Here is a 21,894-nt window from a genome sequence, read left to right on the forward strand (position 1 = left end):
TATTCAATGTTTTTCATTAACGCATAAAGAATATGAAAACTATCTTTTTGTATGTTTATTGTAGTATAATCTGTGATGTTCGGGGTTTTGCAGCGGTTCTATATGATAATTCTCTTTCTTTGGAAAAGATGATGGTAGGTACTACACCCCAAACCATCTCATTTGTATTGACAGATTCTGTGAAAGTATTTCCATGCACCCCTTCCTGTTCTTTTTCTCTGACGGGAAGTAGTTCTTCTGGTCTTCCTATCTATTATGAAAGTTCTTCTACTGTGGCTACCATAAGTGGAACTATGATCACGGTAGTAGCATCAGGAAGTGCTACTATTACAGCAAGACAGACGGGAGATGCTACATACAATACTGCATCACCTGTTTCTTTTATTTTAAAAATAAAAGAGAATCAAAGTATTGGTTGGAGTGCAGGATTTACAAGCCCTCTAACGAAAACATATCAAGATCCTCCTTCCCAAATATCTGTAGTAAATCTTATACAATCTACTACCACTCAATATACAAGTTCTCAAACAGACGTAGCAATTATTACGGGAATGAATAGAGATTCTATGACAATAGTAGGAGCAGGAACCACGGTTCTTTCTGCTCAGGCACTTGCAAATTCGTTGTATGTAGCATCGAATATTATATATCAAACCCTCACAGTACTGAAAAAACAAACAACTCTTTCTTTCTCTATCCCCTCAAAAAGATTCGGTGATACTCCTTTCAAACTTACCGCTCAAACAAATAATACTGAATCCCTGCCCATTCTATTTTCCAGCGCTCATGCTTCTATAGCTACTCTCTCTGGGGGAGATACTGTTCATATACAAAACGTTGGAAGCGTGCGTATCACTGCATATCAACCAGATACTAAAAACTATGAATCGGCTGATAAAACAGATACATTGGTAGTTCAAAAAGGATTTCAAACTCTCATTCTTAATCCCATTTCTGCTAAGCAATATGGAGATACTTTTCGCATATCCTATCAAAGGGGTGCTTCTTCTATGCCCGTAGTGTTTGTCAGTTCTAATACAAATAGAGCATATATAAAAGGAGATACTATTATTTGCAAGAATGTAGGCACAGTAAACATAACTGCAAACCAGTCAGGAGACAATAACTATATTACTGCGGTACCTGTCACAATAAATTTTACCATTAACAAAGCAAATCAAACCCTTTCTATTACCACTCCTTCCCTTATAAGAATCCCTATAGGGTATGATTTTAATAGTCCCTACCCTCCTATTACACTTACTGCTACGGGAGGAAATTCAAGTGGTTTTGATAATATATTTTCTCTTACGGGAGGGAGAAGTATTGCTTATTTGTCAGATCATAATGATAGTAGCGAACTCTTTATAAGAGGATTAGGAAGTATTTCTATTACGGTAAACAGAAGTGGAGATGAACTATATAATGATGCTATTCCTGCTACCAAAACAATATCTATAATGCAAGAACAAAGTATTACGTTTGCCACATTAGTTCCTCAGACGTATGGAGATAATCCCATGGTTCTTTCGGCATCCGCTACTTCGGGTTTAGATGTATCTTACATAAGTTCGAATTCCGATATTGTAAATATTACAGGCAATACCGCCACTATTTTGAGAGCAGGGGAAGTAAATATTACAGCAAATCAAACAGGAAATATTTATTTTTATCCATCTGAATCTATTGTTCATGGTTTGACCATTCACAAAAAAAGTCAATCTATAACTTCTTTTTCTGATATTAATAGTCCTCCTAAAACATACACTTCTATCGGACAAACCTTCACTCTTGCAGCAGCTCTTGATGTTAATGGGCATTCTCCTTCTTTCAGAAGTTCCGACACACAAATCGCTCTTGTAGTAGGTACTTCTATTACTACCAAAAAAGCAGGCACAGTCACCATTACTGCATATCATACGGGCAATACTAATTATTTACCAATAGAACAAACACAAGTTCTAACAATACAAAAAGCAGGAGTATCTATTACTTTTCCTCTTTCTCATTCCTCTTTTATCTATAACACAAATACGGGGCTTAGTTCCGCATTATCTCTCTCCAATACGAGCATTCCAATACTCTATTCTTCTGCTCATACTTCCATTGCAGTTATCAATGGAAATACAGTATCTTTTGTAGGAACAGGTTCTACAAGCATAACCGCATATCATACAGGAAATGAAAATTATCTGCCCTATTCTGTATCTCATCCCATAACCGTATCACCTACTCCTATCACAAATATATCCATTGTCCCCATCTCTCGAAAAGTATTTGGAACCTCTCCTTTCATTGTAGAGGTGACAGGAAATAATCCAATGCAAAGTATTACTTTTATTTCCAGTAATACCAATATAATAACTTTTGAAAATAACACTGCCACCATACAAAACGCAGGAACAACCACCATCACTGCGAATGCTCTTCCAGGTGAGGGTTATTCAGGTAGTTCCCACACCGTAAATATTACTATTCAAAAAGCAAACCAAATTCTTACTTTTAATCCACTCAAACCAAGAATATATCACCACAGATTCTTCGTTTTATCACCAGATTCCATAAAGAGTACTCTACCCATTCAGTTTACTTCCTCCGCACCATTAGTAGCATCTCTCTCGGGAAATACGGTTACGATACTCAAAGCAGGAATTACTATCATAACCGCAAGTAATACAGGTAATAATAACTACAATCCCATCAGTATTTCTCAACTACTCACCATTCAAAAAACAACTCCACTCATGATCTTAGATACTCCTCTGATATTTCGCTACGTGAATGCAAAACCTTTTCTATTACAAATAATAACGAGCAACGTAGAACCTTCTCTCATCAGATTTGAGAACATAAACCCACAAATTGCAGAAATAAGAGAGGATTCCATCTACATAAGAGGTGTAGGCACTACCACCATAGATATCATTGCCCAATCCAATGAAAACTACGAGTCCGTCTCTGTTTCTCAAACCATTGTAGTAGCAAAAATACCGCAAACAATACTCTTTGATATTCCGATCAATTATTCTATAACAGACCCACCCATCTCTCTCAATGCCAACGCAGGAACATCAGGAATCCCCATAGAATATATAAGCTCAGACACCTCAAGATTACAAATCCACAGTGACTCTGCTGTTATAAAAGAAGCGGGAGAAGTAAAACTCATTCTGTCACAACAAGGCAACAGCAACTACGAACCAGCTCCCATACTCGTAAAGAACATAACCATAAGAGCAGATAATAAACTCATAAACAATATAGAATTTACCAATCCACTCCCAAAATATATCTACACAGATACTACTTTTGCTCTTACAGCATCCTCTCTTTCCAACACAGATGTGTTTTTTTCCATAACCAAAGGAAAAGAAATTGCTTCTTTGCAAAACAACATGCTCACTATTAAAAAAAACACATATCCTCAAACCATTACCATCCGAGCATATACCGCGGGAAATGAAACCTACAAATCCATCTATAAATATTATACTATCTCCGTCAGAAACTATTATACCCTCAACATACAGGCAAGTAATAATGAAAATGCCCGCATAGATTACATTTTTGTATTGAAAAACAGCAAAGGAAATATAGACCAAGAAGTATCCTCAACAGATGGCAGAGCCATGATCTCGGGCATACGAGTAGGAACTTACTTTATAATAGCAATACCCCAAAGAACAGCCGCCGCTTCTTACATTCCTACCTATTATACCCGAGCCGTTACCATCAAAACTGCTACTCCTATCGTTTGCGATGACGATATTTTTTCCAAAACCATACAATGGGAAGTATTACCAAAGCCCATTACCGCCCTCAAAGGAACTATAAACGGAACTGTATTTAACCAAATACATATAAACCAAAACACCCCCTATCCGCTTATTATTATTGCATTACTCAGGCATCCCGATAATACTATAATAGATGCAACCACCACCAACAGCGATGGCACTTTTTCTTTCATCAATGTACCAAATGGAGAATACACTATAATAGCCGACATTATGAATATCCAAAACGGAACAGACAAAATAACCATTACACAAAACGAATCAAACATTACTCTCAACCTATTAGTCAATCAACAACAACTCCAAATACTCAAACCCACCCACCCCCTTACCCAAACAAAAGATGCAAATCCTTTTGTCTCCATATATCCTAATCCTATGAAAAATATTCTTACCCTCTCTTTTCATAATAACTCCTCTAAAACAATACAGGTATATACTGCATCGGGAATGACTATTTATAGAATAGAAACAACCCAAAAACAGATACAAATAACCACAGAAAAATGGGAACAGGGAACATATCTGATTCAAATAACGTCTGACGCTTATAATAAAACATTTCAAATAGTCAAATAACACTAAAAACATACCTCCAATGCAAATAAAAATAGTCAACACATCCAAAAACCATATCCCTGCCTATCAAACAGAGTATTCCGCAGGAGTAGATATCCGAGCATCACTCACAGATACAATCACTCTGCTGCCAATGGAAAGAAAACTCATCAATACAGGAATATATATAGAAGTTCCAATCGGATACTACGCCAGTATACGACCCAGAAGCGGCTTAGCACTCCAAAAAGGAATTACTATAGTCAATACACCAGGAACTATTGATGCAGATTACAGAGGAGAAATTACCGTATTGCTCATAAATCTCTCCCCATCTCCCGTAGAAATAAAAAATGGAGACAGGATAGCACAAATGATAGTATCCAAATACGAACCAATAGAATGGATACCCACCCAATCCCTTACCCCAAGCAAGAGAGGTGACAAAGGATACGGCAGCACAGGAGTATCTTAAAGGGTTATGAATTATGAGTGGTTAATGAAACATTCATTACTAATCATTAGAAATTTGCCGTATGTTTGTTTTTTTTATTGTACAAAAATACAAAAGGAATACAAATAATAATTCATAACTATTTTCATTCCTTCAAGATTTTTATTTATATAATTATTATTCATTTTTTACACTTATTTCAACTCAGTAATTCAGAACATTATAACATATTAAAAAAAACAATATACATTGTATTTATTATTACACTTTTTTATATTCATTTACCTAATTAAAAAAAATACATTGAAAAATATATTTTATTACGTGTACGGAAAAGTAACATATTCATTGAAATTAATACCATTAATATATACAGTCTCTACCACTATTCCTATAGTAAGTAATATTATTATTATAGAAAGTGCTACAGCACAAATAACCTATAAAGACCCCGATGGAAACGGTCTCATAAATATAACATACATAGAACAATTGGATTCCATGAGATATAACCTTACAGGAACTTGTTCAGTGACAGGTACAGAAACTTGTAATGGTTATGAACTGATGAACAATTTAAGTTTTAAGAGCCCTTCTTCTTATAGAGATTATAAAAGCTATATAAGTAGAACAATGGACTCTTCTTTTTATTCCCGAGGGGAAGGATGGACCCCTATTGGAGTTTTTTCGAATAGTGGTGATGTTAATGTTCTATTTAATGCTACTTTTGAAGGAAATGGACATACTATAGATTCTCTCTATATAAATAATGGAATTTATACTAATGCTTTAGGTTTTTTTGGATATACAGGTACCAGTAGTATTATAAAAAATATAGGTATTAGAAATGCATCTATTGTTGGTACTAATTATGTTGGCGGCTTAGTGGCACAAAATATGGGATCTATAAGCCAAAGCTATGTTACAGGATATATGAGTGGTGATAATTATATCGGCGGCTTAGTGGGAGAAAATATAGGAACTATAAGTCAAAATTACGCTACAGCATCTGTGAGTGGCGATAGTTATGTCGGAGGCTTAGTGGGAAAGAACAATGGAACAATAAGTCAAAGTTATGCTACAGGACATGTGAGTGGTGGACCTACTAGTATTGGTAGTTTAGTAGGATTTCATGATAATAATGGAATTATACACCATGGGTACTGGAAGAAAAGATCTTCCCAATTAGGAATAGGGACTAATAACGGATTGGTTCGTTATGAAAATGGTCTCACTCTTTCTGCTCTGCAAAGAATAGAAACAGATAGCATTTTGGAATTAGGACCTGGTTTTATATATAACCCAGAAAGATTACCTATATTCAATAAAGCAGCAAGAATAACTGTAGATATTATAAACTTTACCCAGACAGGAGTCGGAACCACAAATATAACAATGGCAAGCACGGTAACAAATGTAATACAAGGCACATCTACTACCCGTGCTACTATTACCGTAGATGGAATAGGTTTTACTTCTAATGTAATAGGAACTACCAATATCGGAAATCCTCATACTATTACGAATATTCAAAATGGATTTATCATACCTCATACCGTTACTTTTGTATCTATAAGTATAAAAACATTCGGAGATGCACCTTTTGTTATAGCAGCGATGTCTTCTGCAAGTTTACCTGTGTTATTTTCTGCATCTAATACTCTTATAAGTATCAGTGATAATGTAGTAACTATCAGAGGAACAGGAACCGTCCGTATTACTGCTTATACTGAAAATGATACCATAGATATAGCATCAGCCACACAAATACTCACTATACTCCGTAACCCAACGATAATATTTGGAACATTAGCAAATAAAACTTTTGGAGATGCACCTTTTATAGTAACAGCAACATCTTCTGCAGATTTATCGGTTTTATTTTCTACATCCAATACTTTGGTAGCCATAAATAATAACACGATAACCATAAATGGAGCAGGAACCTCAAGTATTACTGCTTATCAAACAGGACATGAAAAATATTTGGAAACATCCGTTGTCCAATCACTTATTATACATAAAGCAAGCCAGAGCATTACATTCGAAACATTAGCAAATAGAACATTCGGAGATGCACCTTTTGTGTTAACAGCAGTTTCTTCTGTAGATTTACCAGTGTTATATTCTGCTTCTTCTGCTCTCATAAGTATCAATACTCATACAGTAACTATCGAAGGAGCAGGCACGGTGAATATTATTGCATCTAATACAGGGAATAGTAATTATGTAGAAGCATCTGCAACACAAACACTCTTTATAGAAAGAATGCAAGCAAGTCTTACTTTTACTGCCATTCCCAATCTTACCATAGGAGATATGTATACACTTGGGGCTACTTCTAATAGTTCTGCCTCAATAACTTTTACTTCAAGTAATGATAGAATAGCAAGCATAAATAGTAATACTCTCACCGCAGTAGACGCAGGAACAGTTACTATTACAGCAAATCAAGAAGGAAATACACAGTATAATGCCACAACCTCTCAAAAAATAATAACAGTAGTAGATTTGCTTACACTTCCCAATCCTCTTACTTTCATAGAAAAAGGAAATGCTGCTATACGTATACTTCCTAATCCTGCAAAAGATTATATCACTATAAAAAGTGCAGTAAATATAGAAGGGTATTCTATTTATGGATTAGATGGTGCTTTTTTATTCAGCGGTAAAGAATTATCAATAGATATACAATCTCTCAAAAAAGGAGAATATCTTTTAATAATATACGGAAAAAAGAGAGATATATTATCAGCAACGAAAATAATAAAACAATAATGTATGAGTGATTAGTAAAATATCCATCAATCATTACTAAACATTCATAATTTATAATTCAACATTACATATACAAATAATTTATGAAAACATCTTATATTTTTCCAGGTCAAGCATCTCAATTTCCTGGAATGGGAAAAGAAATATATGAAAAGAATGCACGAGGGAAAGAGCTTTTTTTAGAAGCAAATGAAATATTAGGATTTAATATTACAGATATAATGTTTTATGGGAGTGCAGAAGAACTAAAACACACAAAAATAACACAGACATCGGTGTTTATACATTCGGTCATCTCCTATATGCTTTTTTCAAAAGAAAAAGCCAGTGCAGTCGCAGGTCACTCCTTAGGAGAATTTTCAGCATTAGTAGCAAATAAATGTTTGAGTTACAGAGATGCTCTTCATTTAGTAAATATACGTGCAAACGCAATGCAACAAGCATGCGAAAGAAATCCATCTACAATGGCTGTTGTATTAGGACTATCCCAAGACAAAATAGAAACAATATGCTCTTCTATAACTGACGAGGTAGTAGTGCTTGCTAATTATAATTCCCCCGAGCAGTTAGTAATATCAGGTTCTTTGAAAGGAATAGAATTGGCAACAGACAAATTAAAAAATGCAGGGGCAAAAAGAGTTTTACCCATAGCTGTAGGAGGAGCTTTTCATTCACCCCTTATGAGTTCAGCAAAATTAGAATTAGCAGATGCAATAGGGTATACACGTTTTTCCACCCCCGAATGCCCTATTTATCAAAACGTAAATGCAAACATGACAAGTAACGTCAAAGAAATACAACAAAATCTTATAGACCAACTGACAGCACCCGTTAAATGGTCTCAAACGATACAGAATATGGTAGATGATGGGATAGATTGTTTTATAGAATGCGGACCTGGAAAGGTTTTACAAGGATTAGTTTCTAGAATAGATTCAAAAGTATCTGTTAAAGGAATAAATTATGATTTTTCAATTTAAAAAAATATCTATATGAAAAAAAATATATATGTTCTTTCTCTTTTTTTACTCATAAATGGAATATCATATAGAGTAAATGCTCAACAAAGTACTAAAGTTTATGAAGACAGCAGTAGGGAAAATAAATTGCTGCGGACATCTTTTGAGGAATTACGTAATATAAAAAAAGTGACAGACGAATTAAGCACGAGTATTGCTTCCAGTGCGGCAAAATTGAGCTTATTAGAATCACCCGCTGCTGTCACTCTCATAACCGAAGAGGATATTCAAAAATGTGGTTGTAGAGATATATTAGAAGTATTAGAGCAAGTTCCAGGATTACAAGGAGCAACAGATGTAGGGCATGCAAGGTCTGTGGGAGTAAGAGGTTTGGTAACATCAGAGAATAGAATTTTATTTCTCATAGATGGACACCAGATGAACGAAACGACTTATGGCTTTGTTCCAATGACCGGGCGAATACCCTTAGAAATCATTGAAAAAATAGAAATAATAAGAGGACCAGGTTCAGCTCGTTACGGAGGGAGTGCGGGCTTAGCAGTTATTTCTATTACTACCAAAAACGAAAGCAAAGAAAAAGGGGTTAAAGTATCCCATTCCCAAGAATTATCCAATAGATTTAGTAATACCAGCTCGGATATCTATTTAGGGCATTCCTTTGATAATGGTTTAGATGTAAGCATTGTAGCAGGTTATAAGCAAGGGAGCATCAGTAATAGAGATATCTATTTTTCCAACGATAGTGTAACAGAAGACTTTAGAAATACTACGGGGGTTAATAATACAATTGTAGGTTTGTCTGCCTCTTACAGAGACATTAAACTCAAATATATGTATGAAAAATATGAACTTAAATCCAGTCCTATTGCAAACTTTGGATCAGGTTCGTATCTTTTTGGAGGAAATTACTTAGGAGCAGAATATGATAGAAAAATACAAAAACATAATTTGAATAGTTTTATTTACTTTAAGGCGATAGAATCATTCAATACTACAGATGTTCCTTTAGTAAATACAGACCAATACAAAACCATAGGAGGTATAAATTGGTCTTTGGAAATAGTAAAAAATGTAAGTGTAGCCGCCGGATTAGATGCTTATACTCTCTATTCCAAATATAGAAATAAAGACATAGGTACTGTGCAACGAAGAACTTATTCAATAAGTAATCCAGGGGATTCTTCAGCTCTTACCAATAATAACCTGGGATTCTATGGGGAAGTTTTATGGAAAACCAAATACGTCAATATACTCGCAGGAGGTCGATTTGATTATAATGACGCTATTGGTTTCGCATTCGTACCGCGGCTCACTCTTACCAAAGAATTAGGAAGATTCCACTATAAAATACTATTTAACCAGTCCTTTAAAACTTCTGTTATAGGACAAATAGCGTACCCTGACACTGTTGGTAGAGAAATTGGAAACATAAAACCCGAAAATATAACCGTAGGAGAAATAGAAGTAGGATATGCAATAGGTCCTAAATTTCTTCTCAATACAAATATTTTTTTTATACACTTAGATAATACTGTTATTGTAACAAGAACAGAAGCACTTCCTAATGGAGCAGTCAATTTCTATTATTCCAATCAAGGAAGTTTAGGAAGTTTAGGATTAGAACTCAGCCTCAGATATGTAAGCAGATACGTCCTTATAACAGGAACTTATAGCTTTTACAGACCCACAGTGCGAAATGTTAATCCTTACATCATAAATGATACAGAATCAGGATACGAAGACAAATTCCTTGCTTATTCTCCTCACTTTGCTACTCTCAATGTAAACGTAAGGGTTACAAAAAATATCTCTACCAATATCAATACAAAATTCTACGGAGAACGCGCTTATTATCTCGATAACATCCGCTTTGAAAAGGTCTATATCCAACAAAAGCCCACACCTCTTTTTAATATAGGAGTGAATGTAAATCATTTCCTACTCTATAAGGTAACTCTTTCCGCAAGCATCAATAATATATTAAACACCGATTTTAGATACGGAGTCCATATTAATAATTTAGGAGCAAGACAGGATAGCCCTATAAATGGCAGAACATTTCAATTAAAACTTATTTATAAACTATAATTAAGAAAATAAAGAATGGAAGAAATCGAAAATATATCATCTGTAAATAATCCATCGGAAGAAGACAATGTAAAGTATCTCAAAAATAAACAAAATACAAAAAGAAAAAAAATTCAAGCAGTTCTTTTTCTCTTGACCCTTCTTTGCACTACCTTAGCAGGAGCAGAATGGAGTTGCAATAAGTATTTAACCCTGTTTGGAAGGAATATGTCATTTGAAGATTTTCTGCAAGGATTTCATTTTTCTATTCCTTTTTTGATTATCCTTACAAGTCATGAGTTCGGGCATTATTTCACTGCTCGGTATCACAAAGTAGAAGCAACTCTCCCTTACTATATTCCTGCTTGGTTTGGGTTTATTGGTTCTCCCAGTTTAGGAACTTTTGGTGCTGTGATACGTATTACAGGAAAAATAAAATCCCGAATTCAGTATTTTGATATTGGCATTGCAGGACCTATTGCCGGATTTTTTGTAGCACTCCTCTTTTTATGGTATGGATTCACCCATTTGCCACCTCCCGAATATATCTTTACCATACATCCTGAATATGCTCAATACGGTTTAGACTATCCCAAATATGTATATGCTGATACTCCCACCCCATCATTCACACTAGGAACAAATATACTTTTTGAATTTTTTAAAAATAATATAGCAGACCCCGCTCTTTTGCCAAATGAGAGAGAACTTATCCACTACCCCTATATTTTTTCAGGGTTTCTCGCTCTTTTTTTTACCGCATTAAATCTTATTCCCATAGGACAGTTAGATGGAGGACACGTGGTTTATGGGCTTTTTGGATATAAAAACTCCCGAATAATATCCCTGTCCTTATACTTCATTTTTCTCTTTTATGCAAGTTTAGGCATTATTTCGCCCTACACTCTTTTTGATAATCAATATTCTTTTATCGTGGTGGGTATTTATATTATCTATCTTTTTTTCATTTCGGGTTGCATAACTGCAAATAAAAAAACAAGATATGCCATGGTTGTCTCTTTTGTAACAGGACAACTCGTTTTTTCTTATTTCTTCCCTACTATAATAGGAGAACAAGGATGGTTACTGTACCTTTTTATATTAGGAAAATTTTTGGGAATATTTCATCCAAGAGGGGAAGACGAGAGTGAATTAGGATTAAAAAGAAAAATTTTAGGGTGGGTTTCCCTCCTTATATTTATCCTTTGTTTTTCATTTCAACCTATTAAATAACGAACTCAATAGATACAAATAATACTATTTACTATTTTCACATTTTAAAAATATACATATACAAAACAAATTAAATTATATGAACGATATAGATATTTATATTGAAGAAGCAAAAGAAAGTATGGAAAAATCAGTTACTCATACCCGAACAGAACTTTCTAAAATCAGAGCGGGAAAATCACAAGTATCCATGTTAGATGGGGTACATGTTCTCTATTATGGAATAAAAACCCCTTTAAATCAAGTAGCATCTATTACAACCCCCGATGCAAGAACCCTTTTTATAAAACCCTTTGAAAAAGGAATGATGGGAGAAATAGAGAAGTCCATAAAAAATAGCGACCTCGGTTTTAACCCTCAAAACAACGGGGAATATGTCATTATTTCTATTCCTATCCTTACAGAAGAAAGAAGAAGATCCCTTGTAAAACAAGCAAAAAATGAAGTAGAACAAGGAAAAATTTCCATACGAAACATACGAAAAGAAATCAATGAAGAAATAAGAAAACTCTTAAAAGAAGGGTTTTCAGAAGACGAAGTAAAAAACGCCGAAGAAGAAATCCAAAAACTCACCGATACTTCTATTGCACGATTAGAAAAAATATTCGCCACCAAAGAAGCAGAAATAATGACTGTATAACCTCTCCTATAAAAAGTACTGATTTTGTAAGCCCAGTATCATCAAAATATACCATATTTTTTTTATTACACACCCACTATTTACCATGTTCACGAAAAAAATATCTACCACAACCATATATTTGTTATGTGTAGCAATAGTTTCTTTCACCCAATGTTCTACAAAAAAGATATGCAGTAATTATTATACAGAATACGCTACCGCTTCTTTCTACAAACCCGACGGGGTAAATTTAGACAACATCTCTTTTGACTCTGTCTTTACCAAAGCAGATAATCAACAAAAAAATATAATACCACCTACCAGACGAAGATACGCCCTCTACGTCTTTCCTCTCGATACTGCTATTACCTATTTTTTTTGTAAAAATGGACACTGTGATACCCTCGCTTTTTCTTATAGATATGCAAGAAGGGAACTTATTTCTGAAGAATGTGGAGCAACAACAGAATATATTTTAAATAGCAATGTGACAACCAGCTTTGACTCCATTCTCATTCCATATCCCGCACTATTATTAGACACTACCAAAGTCAATGTTAAAATATTTTATTAGTGTCGTTTGTATATTCCTCTCAGGATGCGCTTTTGCCTTTATAGAACAAGACACAGTGGTAACCCGTAAAAAAGATAGAAAAATACAATTTTTAGGATTCCGAGCGGGAATAGAACTCATTTCCCCCATACAATCTTTTTTTGCTGTAAGCACCAAAGAAGTATCTTTTCAAGGGGAAGTATGTTTGAAATATCTATTTCTCGTCTATGATGTCTCCTATTCGCAAACCTCTCTTTATAAAGAAAAAACCTTTGAATATAACAATAATGGAGTAAGTATGCGATTTGGAGTAGATATAAATTTTACTCATAAGAACAAAAATAGAGACGCTATTTTTTGGGGATTACGGTATTGTTTTAGTCATCATGACGAAAGTTTATCGCTGTGGAATACATACTGGGAAAAATACTATCTCTACCGGAATGAAAATCAATTATCCACTTGGTATGAAATGGTTTTTGGAATAAAAGCAAAAATAGCTTCGCATTTTTATATGGGATATACGGTAAGAATTAAATTTAACCCTACCACAGACAATCAAACCTCTTTTAATACCTATCATATACCCAGTTTTGGTACCTTAAACACCTTTTCTGACTTCCGTTTTGGATTCGATTACCATCTCTATTATTTCTTTTCCAAATAATAAAAAAAACGCGATGAATTCCCTTACGTTTTATAGTAATAGCATCTGCAAGAAACCTCCTAAAACCTTGGTTCATAAAAGGATTCTCTATAATTAAAAAAAAGTACTCCAAAAAAAAAATTGATTGATTAAAAAGTAAGAGGTTTCTTGGACACTCAATAGTTATAAAATATTCTAAATAATGGAAAATAACACGTATTTTTTTAGCAATTTTGTGGTGCAAAAAATCAAAAGAATGCAAGTAATTCAAAAAAAAATTAGTTTTGTGAAAATACAATACATTATAGTATCGAGTATTTTATTTTCTTAATTATTTACCATATAATTCATCAACAATGCAACTGAAAAGATATTTATTTTACACGCTGTTATTATTTTTCATTACGATTACTTGGAGGTGTGGCACAGAAGAGACACATAAAGTATTAGTTTTCTCAAAAACTGAAGGGTTTCGTCACGGATCTATTGAGGCAGGGATAGAAGCAATAAAAAAATTAGGAGTTTTGCATAATTTTTTAGTAGATAATACGGAGAATGCTGATTTTTTTAATGAAGAGATATTACAACAATATCGGGCGGTGATTTTTTTGAATACTACGGGAGATGTTTTAAATAACCAGCAGCAAAATGAGTTCGAGCGTTTTATTCAAGCGGGAGGAGGATATGTAGGGATTCACTCTGCTACAGATACAGAATATGACTGGAAATGGTATGGGGATTTGGTAGGTGCTTATTTTGTAAGCCATCCAATGAATCCTAACGTGCAAAAAGGGAAATTCAAAATCGTAGATAAAAATCATATTGCAACGGACTCTTTACCTGAATATTGGGAAAGAAATGACGAATTTTATAATTTCAAAGATATAAGTAAAAACATTAAACCCCTCATTACCATTGATGAAACGAGTTATACGGGAGGAACGAATGGTGAAAATCATCCTATGTCTTGGTATCAAGAATATGATGGAGGCAGAGTTTTTTATACTAATATGGGACATACTTCAGAATCTTTTTCGGAACCATTATTTTTGAAACATCTTTTGGGCGGAATACAATATGCTATGGACGAAAAGGATGTAAAGCCCTTAGATTATGATCTTGCAAAGAGTGTTCGGATTCCCAATGAAAATAGATTTACCAAAGTTATTTTAGCAGAGAACTTAAATGAACCTATGGAGTTTGTTCCTTTCAAAAATGGTAATGTGCTTTTTATAGAAAGATTAGGAAAAATAAGAATGTATGATCACGCTACCCAAACAATAAAAGAAATTGCGACTATCCCCGTAAGCCACGTATATAAAAATAAAGATGGAAATAATCCGGAAGCAGAAGATGGACTTTTGGGAGTTATTTTAGACCCTTATTACGAAGAAAATCATTGGATATACTTATATTATTCTCCCCTCGGAAGAGAAGAAAAAAATATACTCACGCGTTATGAATTTTGGAATGACAGTTTAAAAATAGAAACAAAAAAAGTTCTTTTAGAAGTTCCTGTGCAAAGAGAACAATGCTGTCATACGGGAGGTTCTATGGCTTTTGATGAAAAAGGAAATCTGTATTTATCCACAGGCGACAATACCAGTCCTCGTGCTACTAATTATGCACCATTAGATGATAGAAAAGGAAGAACCCCATGGGACGCTCAAAAAGGATCTTCTAATACCAATGATTTGAGAGGAAAGATTATAAGAATCCATCCCGAACCCGATGGTACTTATACAATTCCCGATGGCAATCTATTTGAAAAAAATACCGAAAAAACAAGACCGGAAATATATATTATGGGAACTCGGAATCCATTCAGAATTGACTATGATGCCAAAACAGGATTTCTGTATTGGGGAGATGTAGGACCTGATGCAGGAAAGGACTCTGCGGGCTTAGGACCGAAGGCATACGATGAAATAAACCAAGCAAGAAACCCTGGTTTTTTTGGATGGCCTTATTTTGTGGGAAATAATTTTGCATACCATAATTTTGATTTTACAAAAAATAAAGCCACAGAAATATTTAATTATGAAAAACCAATAAATAACTCAAAAAATAATACGGGGATGAATACTCTTCCTCCCGCACAACCTGCTTTTATTTGGTATCCGTATGATGGAAGTATAGAATTTAAAGAACTCGGAACGGGAGGACGCTCCGCAATGGCAGGACCTGTATTTTACTCCGATGATTTTAAAAATGCTACCCGTCCTTTCCCTTCTTATTACGATAAAAAATTATTTATATACGAATGGATGCGAGGATGGATTATGGCAGTCACTATGGATGAACAAGGAAATTACAAAGCAATGGAGAGATTTATGCCCAGTTATAAATTTAGTAACCCTATAGATATGAAATTTGGATATGATGGAGATCTCTATGTGTTAGAATACGGCACAGGTTGGTTTCAAGCAAATGATGACGCACGTATCGTCCGAATAGAATATAATGGCGGAAATAGAAAACCACAAGCCATTGCAAAAGTAGATAAAAATAGAGGTGCCATTCCGCTTACTTGCACTTTTTCTACCGAAGCATATGATTTAGATTATGATGAACTTATATATGAATGGAATATATCTTTAGCAAACACACATATCAAAAGATTAACGGGGAAAAATGCAGTATTTACTTTTGATAAAGTAGGAGTTTATAACGTAGCCCTTTCTGTAAGAGATAATAAAGGAGGAGAGTCAATAGAAAATATGGAAGTTATTGTTGGAACAGGAACAAATGAACCACCAAAACTCTCTATACATATTGTGAATGGAAATCAATCATTCTTTATACCTGGACAATCTTTTGACTACGAAGTAAAAGTAGAAGATAAAGAAGATGGAAGCACTGCGGACGGAAAAATTGCTACAGATAATGTATTAGTAAGTATTGATTATATTTCCGAACCTACAAAAGAGGAACAAAAGCAAGGACACCAATCGTCTGAAGATTTTACGAGGATTGGGAATGGAAAAAAACTCCTTACAGAGAGCGATTGTCAGACATGTCACCAATGGAACAAAAAAATAGTAGGCCCCACTTTTAAAGATATTGTAAATAAATATAAAAATGATAAAAACGCTGTAGATTACCTATCCGATAAAATCATCAAAGGAGGTAATGGAGTATGGGGAGAAATCAACATGGCGGCGCATCCACAATTGAATAAAGAAAACGCAATACTTATTGTAAAATACATAATGAGTTTATCGGATGTAAACTATGATAAAAAGAATTTACCGATAAAAGGTACTTACTATGTCTCCGAACAAATAAAACAAGGAACGGTAGTAATACGAGCATCTTATACAGATAAAGGATATAAAGATATGCCCCCACTTTCCACTCAAACAGAACTCTCTTTAACTCTACCACAAATAGCACCTCATAACGCAAATAATAAAGAAGGAGTAGAAATATTTAAAATACCCGGACAAGACACAAAAATAGCTATCATATCAAAGTCAGATGCATATTTACAATTTAATAACGTAGACATAACAAACATAAATGCTATCACCATAATGACTTCCGCACCTATAGATATGATGAATGCATCAGGAGGAATAATAGAAGTGCATATAGATTCTCCTACGGGCGATACTATAGGAAAATCTTCTTTTATAAAACCAACAGAAGGTCCCATAATGTCTTTGAAACCACAAGTAGTATCTATTCCTATTAGAACTATAAAAGGATCAAAAGATTTATTTTTTGTTTTTAAAAATGAAACCGCAGAAACTGGAAAACCTCTTTTGATATGCTTTATGATAATATACAATACAACTAATACTGATTCAATAAAATAAACGTAACTATTGATATACGTTTGTATTTATTCCCGTACATAAAAAGTATTCATTTTTAAAATACTAAGTCATTGATTATCAATCGAAAAAAGTAGCTAAATAGTTACAAATAAGCAATAAATAATATACATCATCTATAATTAAACATACATTCAAATGAAATATCTTTTTAATACCGCTATTATTTTGTTGCTATTCACGGGGTGTGGAGAAAAAGATTACATAGTCCTTATTCACACAAAATATGGAGTAATGAAAGCAATTTTATACGATAATACTCCAAAGCACAAAGCCAATTTTTTAAAATTAGTGAAAGAAAAAAAATATGATTCTACTATCTTTCACAGGGTTATAAAAGATTTTATGGTACAAGGGGGAGACATAGAAAGTAAAACATATAAACCCGAAAAAATAGGTTCGCTCATCCCCGCAGAAATAACAGAAGAGTATTTTCATCACAAAGGAGCACTTGCTGCAGCAAGAATGGGAGACGATGTGAATCCTAAAAAAGAATCCAGCGGATGTCAATTTTATATAGTGCAAGGAAAAGTATTCCCATCAGAAGACCATATACGTATGGATAATAATAAACTCAATAATGCTTTATTAAAATTATTACAGATGCCCGAATACGCACTTCAAAAATATAATCTTACCAATGCATATCAATTAGGATATACCACAAAAGATTTTTCTGAATACGAAAAGCAAATGCAAGAACTCATTCCCATCGTAAAAGAAAAAATTACTTCCGATATATATATAACAAAACCATTTACAGAAGCACAGATTACTGCTTATACTACCGTTGGAGGAACCCCCCATTTAGATAGAGAATACACTGTTTTTGGAAAAATAGTGGAAGGTCTTTCTATAATAGATTCTATTGCCTTAGTGCAGACGTCTCGTGGAGATAGACCCATCCAAGATATTTTTATAAAGATGACCCTACAAGAAATTCCTAAAAAAGATTTTCTCTATCTCTTAAAAAAATAAAATGAGCATTTTAATAACAGGTTCTAACGGGCTTTTAGGACAAAAATTAGTATCATTACTGGAGCACGAAAAAGAAAATTTTATTGCAACAGGAAAAGGAGAAAATAGACACCATATACAAAATATTTTCTATGTTCCATTAGACATAACAAATAAGCAACAAGTAAAACATACTATTGAAGCAATAAAACCAACCATAGTCATCAATACCGCTGCTATGACCAACGTAGACCAATGCGAAACAGAAAAAAATCTTTGCTGGAAATTAAACGTCCATGCCGTAGAATATCTAACAGAAGCATGCCAAAAACAAAATTCTTTTTTTATACACATAAGCTCTGATTTTATTTTTGATGGGAAAAACGGTCCATATTCAGAAACCGATGTCCCCAACCCTATAAGCTTTTATGGAGAAAGTAAATGGGAAGCAGAAAAAATAATCCTGAAATCATCACTCCAATGGGCTATTGTCAGAACTGTTCTCGTATACGGAATTACTCCCAATATGAGCAGAACAAATATCATTCTATGGGTAAAAAAAAATTTAGAAGAAAAAAAACATATACACGTAGTAGATGACCAATGGAGAACCCCAACTCTCGCAGAAGATCTCGCTATGGGAATTTATCTCATCGCCCAAAAAAAAACACAAGGAATTTTTAATATATCAGGAAAAGACCTCTTAACTCCTTACCAAATGGCTTTAGAAACAGCTCGTTTTTTTCATTTAGATGATTCTTATATTATTAAAAGTGATGAAACAAAATTTACACAACCCGCTAAAAGACCCGCTAAAACAGGATTTATACTTACCAAATCCATAAACCAACTCGGATATTCACCCAAAAGCTTTCAAGAAGGAATAAAAATTATATCCCAACAAATAAGAAATATATACACTTCACCCACTTAAAAATAGAGTATTACATTTTATACAATAGAACACAATAAAAAAAAATAAAAATTATAACTTAAATACCATAATGAATAGAATTATTAAAAAAGTAAGCGTTTTAGGATCAGGAATAATGGGGTCAAGAATTGCATGTCATTTTGCAAATAGAGGAGTACAAGTATTATTATTGGACATAGTGCCACAACAATTAACAGAAGAAGAAGAAAAATCAGGTCTTTCTCTGAAAGATATAAAGGTAAGAAATAGAATCGTCAATACTTCTTTGCAAACAACCATTTCTTCAAAGCCCGCTGCTCTTTATGATGAAAAGAAAAAAAACCTTATCTCCACCGGAAATTTTGAGGATGATATGCCAAAAATATCTGACTGCGATTGGGTAATAGAGGTAGTAGTGGAAAAACTAGATATCAAAAAGAAAGTGTATGAAATAGTAGAAAAATACAGAACAAAAGGAACTCTCGTAAGCTCAAATACTTCAGGAATACCCATACATTTAATGGCAGAAGGAAGGAGTGAGGATTTTCAAAAACATTTTGTGGGAACACACTTTTTTAATCCTCCACGTTATTTGCGCCTTTTAGAGATTATCCCTACCTCTTTTACAGACCCAACCATAGTAACATTCTTAATGGAATACGGGGACCTTTTTTTAGGAAAAGAAACCGTGCTTTGTAAAGATACTCCCGCTTTTATTGGAAATAGAATAGGCATATATTCCCTCAATAGTGGCATGCACGTAGTAGAAAAAATGGGATTAACCGTAGCAGAAGTAGAAAAATTAACAGGTCCCGTAATAGGAAGACCAAAGTCCGCTACTTTTAGAACCTTAGACGTAGTAGGATTAGATACTGCTGTCCACGTTTCTCAAAACCTTTATACAGGTTTACCCAAAGACGAAGCAAAAGAAAAGTTTAAACTCCCACATTTTTTACAAGAACTCTATGATAGAAAATGGTGGGGCGATAAAACAAAACAAGGGTTCTTTAAAAAATCTGTTTCTGCAACAGGAGAAAAAGAATTCTTAGAAATAAATCTCAAAACATTCGAATATGAAAAAAAAGGAAAAGCTTTTTTTCCCGTGTTTGAAAAAACAAAAGATATAGATAATCTCAAAGAAAGAATAAAGATATTAGTAAATGCAGAAGAAAAAGCAGGCGAATTTTACAGGGCTACTTTTTATGATGTATTTCAATATTGCTCCTATAGAATCCCCGAAATAGCCGATGAATTTTATAAAATAGACCAAGCAATGTGTTCGGGATTCGGATGGGAACTCGGTCCATTTGAAACATGGGATGCCTTAGGCGTAAAAGAAACCGTAGATTCTATGCTCAAAAACGGATTTACCGTCGCAAAGTGGATTCAAGATATGCTCCAACAAGGACATACATCTTTTTACAAGTTCCAAAATGGAAAAAAAATGTTCTATGATATCCCTTCCCATTCTTACAAAACTATTGATGCAAAAGGCGATATGATTATTTTAGATGCCTTAAAAAATAATATCGTATGGAAAAACACAGGAGCAACCCTTTATGACATTGGCGATGGAATACTCAATTTAGAATTTCATACAAAAATGAACACCCTCGGACAAGAAGTAGTAGAAGGTCTCAACACTGCGGTTAACAAAGCAGAAAAAGAATTTAGAGGGTTGGTAATAGGAAATGAAGGAGAAAACTTTTCTGCGGGGGCAAATCTTTCTATGCTTTTTATGTATGCTTCCGAACAGGATTTTGATGAAATAAATATGATGATAGCCCACTTTCAAAATACTATTATGCGTCTGCGATATTCTTCTATCCCCGTAATATCTGCTCCTGCGGGAATGGCTCTCGGCGGAGGATGTGAACTTTCTCTCCACTGCGATGCTATACAAGCACACGCAGAATGCTATATGGGATTAGTGGAATTGGGAGTAGGTCTCATTCCTGGCGGAGGAGGAACAAAAGAAATGACTCTGCGAGCATCCGATACTTACGCTCCTGGTGACCCCGAACTCAATAAACTTCAAGAATACTTTATGAATATAGCCACAGCAAAAGTAAGCACTTCTGCAGCAGAAGGCATGCACTTAGGATATATCAAAAAAAGTGACAAGATAACCATGAATAGAAAACGACTTATTGCTGATGCCAAAAAAGTGGCAATACAACTTGCCGAAGCAGGATATACCAAACCAACTCCACGAACAAATATTAAAGTACAAGGAAAAACAGGACTCGCCTTCTTCGAAGCGGGCATAACTGCTATGCTCTACGGAAATTATATATCCCAACACGATGCCAAAATAGCAAAAAAACTCTCTTGGGTTATGAATGGTGGAGACCTCTCCGCCCCTACCGAAGTTTCTGAACAATATCTTTTAGATTTAGAAAGAGAAGTATTCTTGAGCTTAACAGGAGAACCAAAAACATTAGAAAGAATCCACAGCATCCTATTCAAAAGAAAACCTTTAAGGAACTAAATATAA

The 21,894-nt window shown here is 34.2% G+C and carries 13 protein-coding genes; all 13 read left to right on the forward strand.

Going from position 1 to position 21,894, the window contains the following annotated elements:
- The first annotated feature begins 32 nt into the window (after positions 1 to 32).
- The 13 genes from QM536_03915 to QM536_03975 all read left to right on the forward strand — a co-directional run bounded on the left by QM536_03915 (position 33) and on the right by QM536_03975 (position 21,888).
- Positions 33 to 4,376 carry a T9SS type A sorting domain-containing protein gene (locus QM536_03915; protein ID MDI9356158.1) on the forward strand — a complete coding sequence of 1,448 codons (4,344 nt, stop codon included), beginning with the start codon at positions 33 to 35 and terminating at the stop codon, positions 4,374 to 4,376.
- 19 nt (positions 4,377 to 4,395) lie between these two features.
- Positions 4,396 to 4,830: a dUTP diphosphatase gene (gene dut, locus QM536_03920; protein ID MDI9356159.1), complete on the forward strand. Its 435-nt coding sequence runs from the start codon at positions 4,396 to 4,398 to the stop codon at positions 4,828 to 4,830.
- A 282-nt stretch (positions 4,831 to 5,112) separates the two neighbouring features.
- Positions 5,113 to 7,587, forward strand: coding sequence for a hypothetical protein (locus QM536_03925; protein MDI9356160.1), 2,475 nt, complete (start codon positions 5,113 to 5,115; stop codon positions 7,585 to 7,587).
- Positions 7,588 to 7,670: 83 nt separating this feature from the next.
- A complete protein-coding gene (gene fabD / locus QM536_03930; protein MDI9356161.1) occupies positions 7,671 to 8,567 on the forward strand; it encodes an ACP S-malonyltransferase in 897 nt (298 codons plus the stop codon).
- Between the two features lie 12 nt (positions 8,568 to 8,579).
- The gene (locus QM536_03935) at positions 8,580 to 10,655 is read left to right on the forward strand and encodes a TonB-dependent receptor plug domain-containing protein (GenBank protein MDI9356162.1); all 2,076 of its coding nucleotides are present in this window, start codon (positions 8,580 to 8,582) and stop codon (positions 10,653 to 10,655) included.
- Between the two features lie 15 nt (positions 10,656 to 10,670).
- The gene (locus QM536_03940; GenBank protein ID MDI9356163.1) at positions 10,671 to 11,867 is read left to right on the forward strand and encodes a site-2 protease family protein; all 1,197 of its coding nucleotides are present in this window, start codon (positions 10,671 to 10,673) and stop codon (positions 11,865 to 11,867) included.
- 79 nt (positions 11,868 to 11,946) lie between these two features.
- A complete protein-coding gene (gene frr / locus QM536_03945; GenBank protein ID MDI9356164.1) occupies positions 11,947 to 12,507 on the forward strand; it encodes a ribosome recycling factor in 561 nt (186 codons plus the stop codon).
- 85 nt (positions 12,508 to 12,592) lie between these two features.
- Positions 12,593 to 13,063: a hypothetical protein gene (locus tag QM536_03950; protein ID MDI9356165.1), complete on the forward strand. Its 471-nt coding sequence runs from the start codon at positions 12,593 to 12,595 to the stop codon at positions 13,061 to 13,063.
- Positions 13,044 to 13,709 (forward strand): DUF6048 family protein, encoded by a 666-nt coding sequence (locus QM536_03955; GenBank protein ID MDI9356166.1) that lies wholly within the window; start codon positions 13,044 to 13,046, stop codon positions 13,707 to 13,709. The genes QM536_03950 and QM536_03955 overlap by 20 nt, the downstream gene beginning before the upstream one ends.
- Before the next feature lie 335 nt (positions 13,710 to 14,044).
- Entirely contained in the window at positions 14,045 to 17,509 is a 3,465-nt protein-coding gene (locus QM536_03960; GenBank protein MDI9356167.1) for a ThuA domain-containing protein, read from the forward strand.
- Between the two features lie 156 nt (positions 17,510 to 17,665).
- Positions 17,666 to 18,505, forward strand: a complete 840-nt coding sequence (locus QM536_03965; GenBank protein MDI9356168.1) for a peptidylprolyl isomerase — start codon at positions 17,666 to 17,668, stop codon at positions 18,503 to 18,505.
- Position 18,506: 1 nt separating this feature from the next.
- On the forward strand, positions 18,507 to 19,418 hold the full coding sequence (locus QM536_03970; protein MDI9356169.1) for an SDR family oxidoreductase: 912 nt from the start codon (positions 18,507 to 18,509) through the stop codon (positions 19,416 to 19,418).
- 70 nt (positions 19,419 to 19,488) lie between these two features.
- Complete coding sequence (locus QM536_03975; GenBank protein MDI9356170.1) at positions 19,489 to 21,888, forward strand: 3-hydroxyacyl-CoA dehydrogenase/enoyl-CoA hydratase family protein; 2,400 nt, start codon at positions 19,489 to 19,491, stop codon at positions 21,886 to 21,888.
- Positions 21,889 to 21,894 lie beyond the last annotated feature (6 nt).

It is taken from the genome of Chitinophagaceae bacterium (assembly GCA_030053935.1).
Taxonomy (GTDB): domain Bacteria; phylum Bacteroidota; class Bacteroidia; order Cytophagales; family JASGCU01; genus JASGCU01.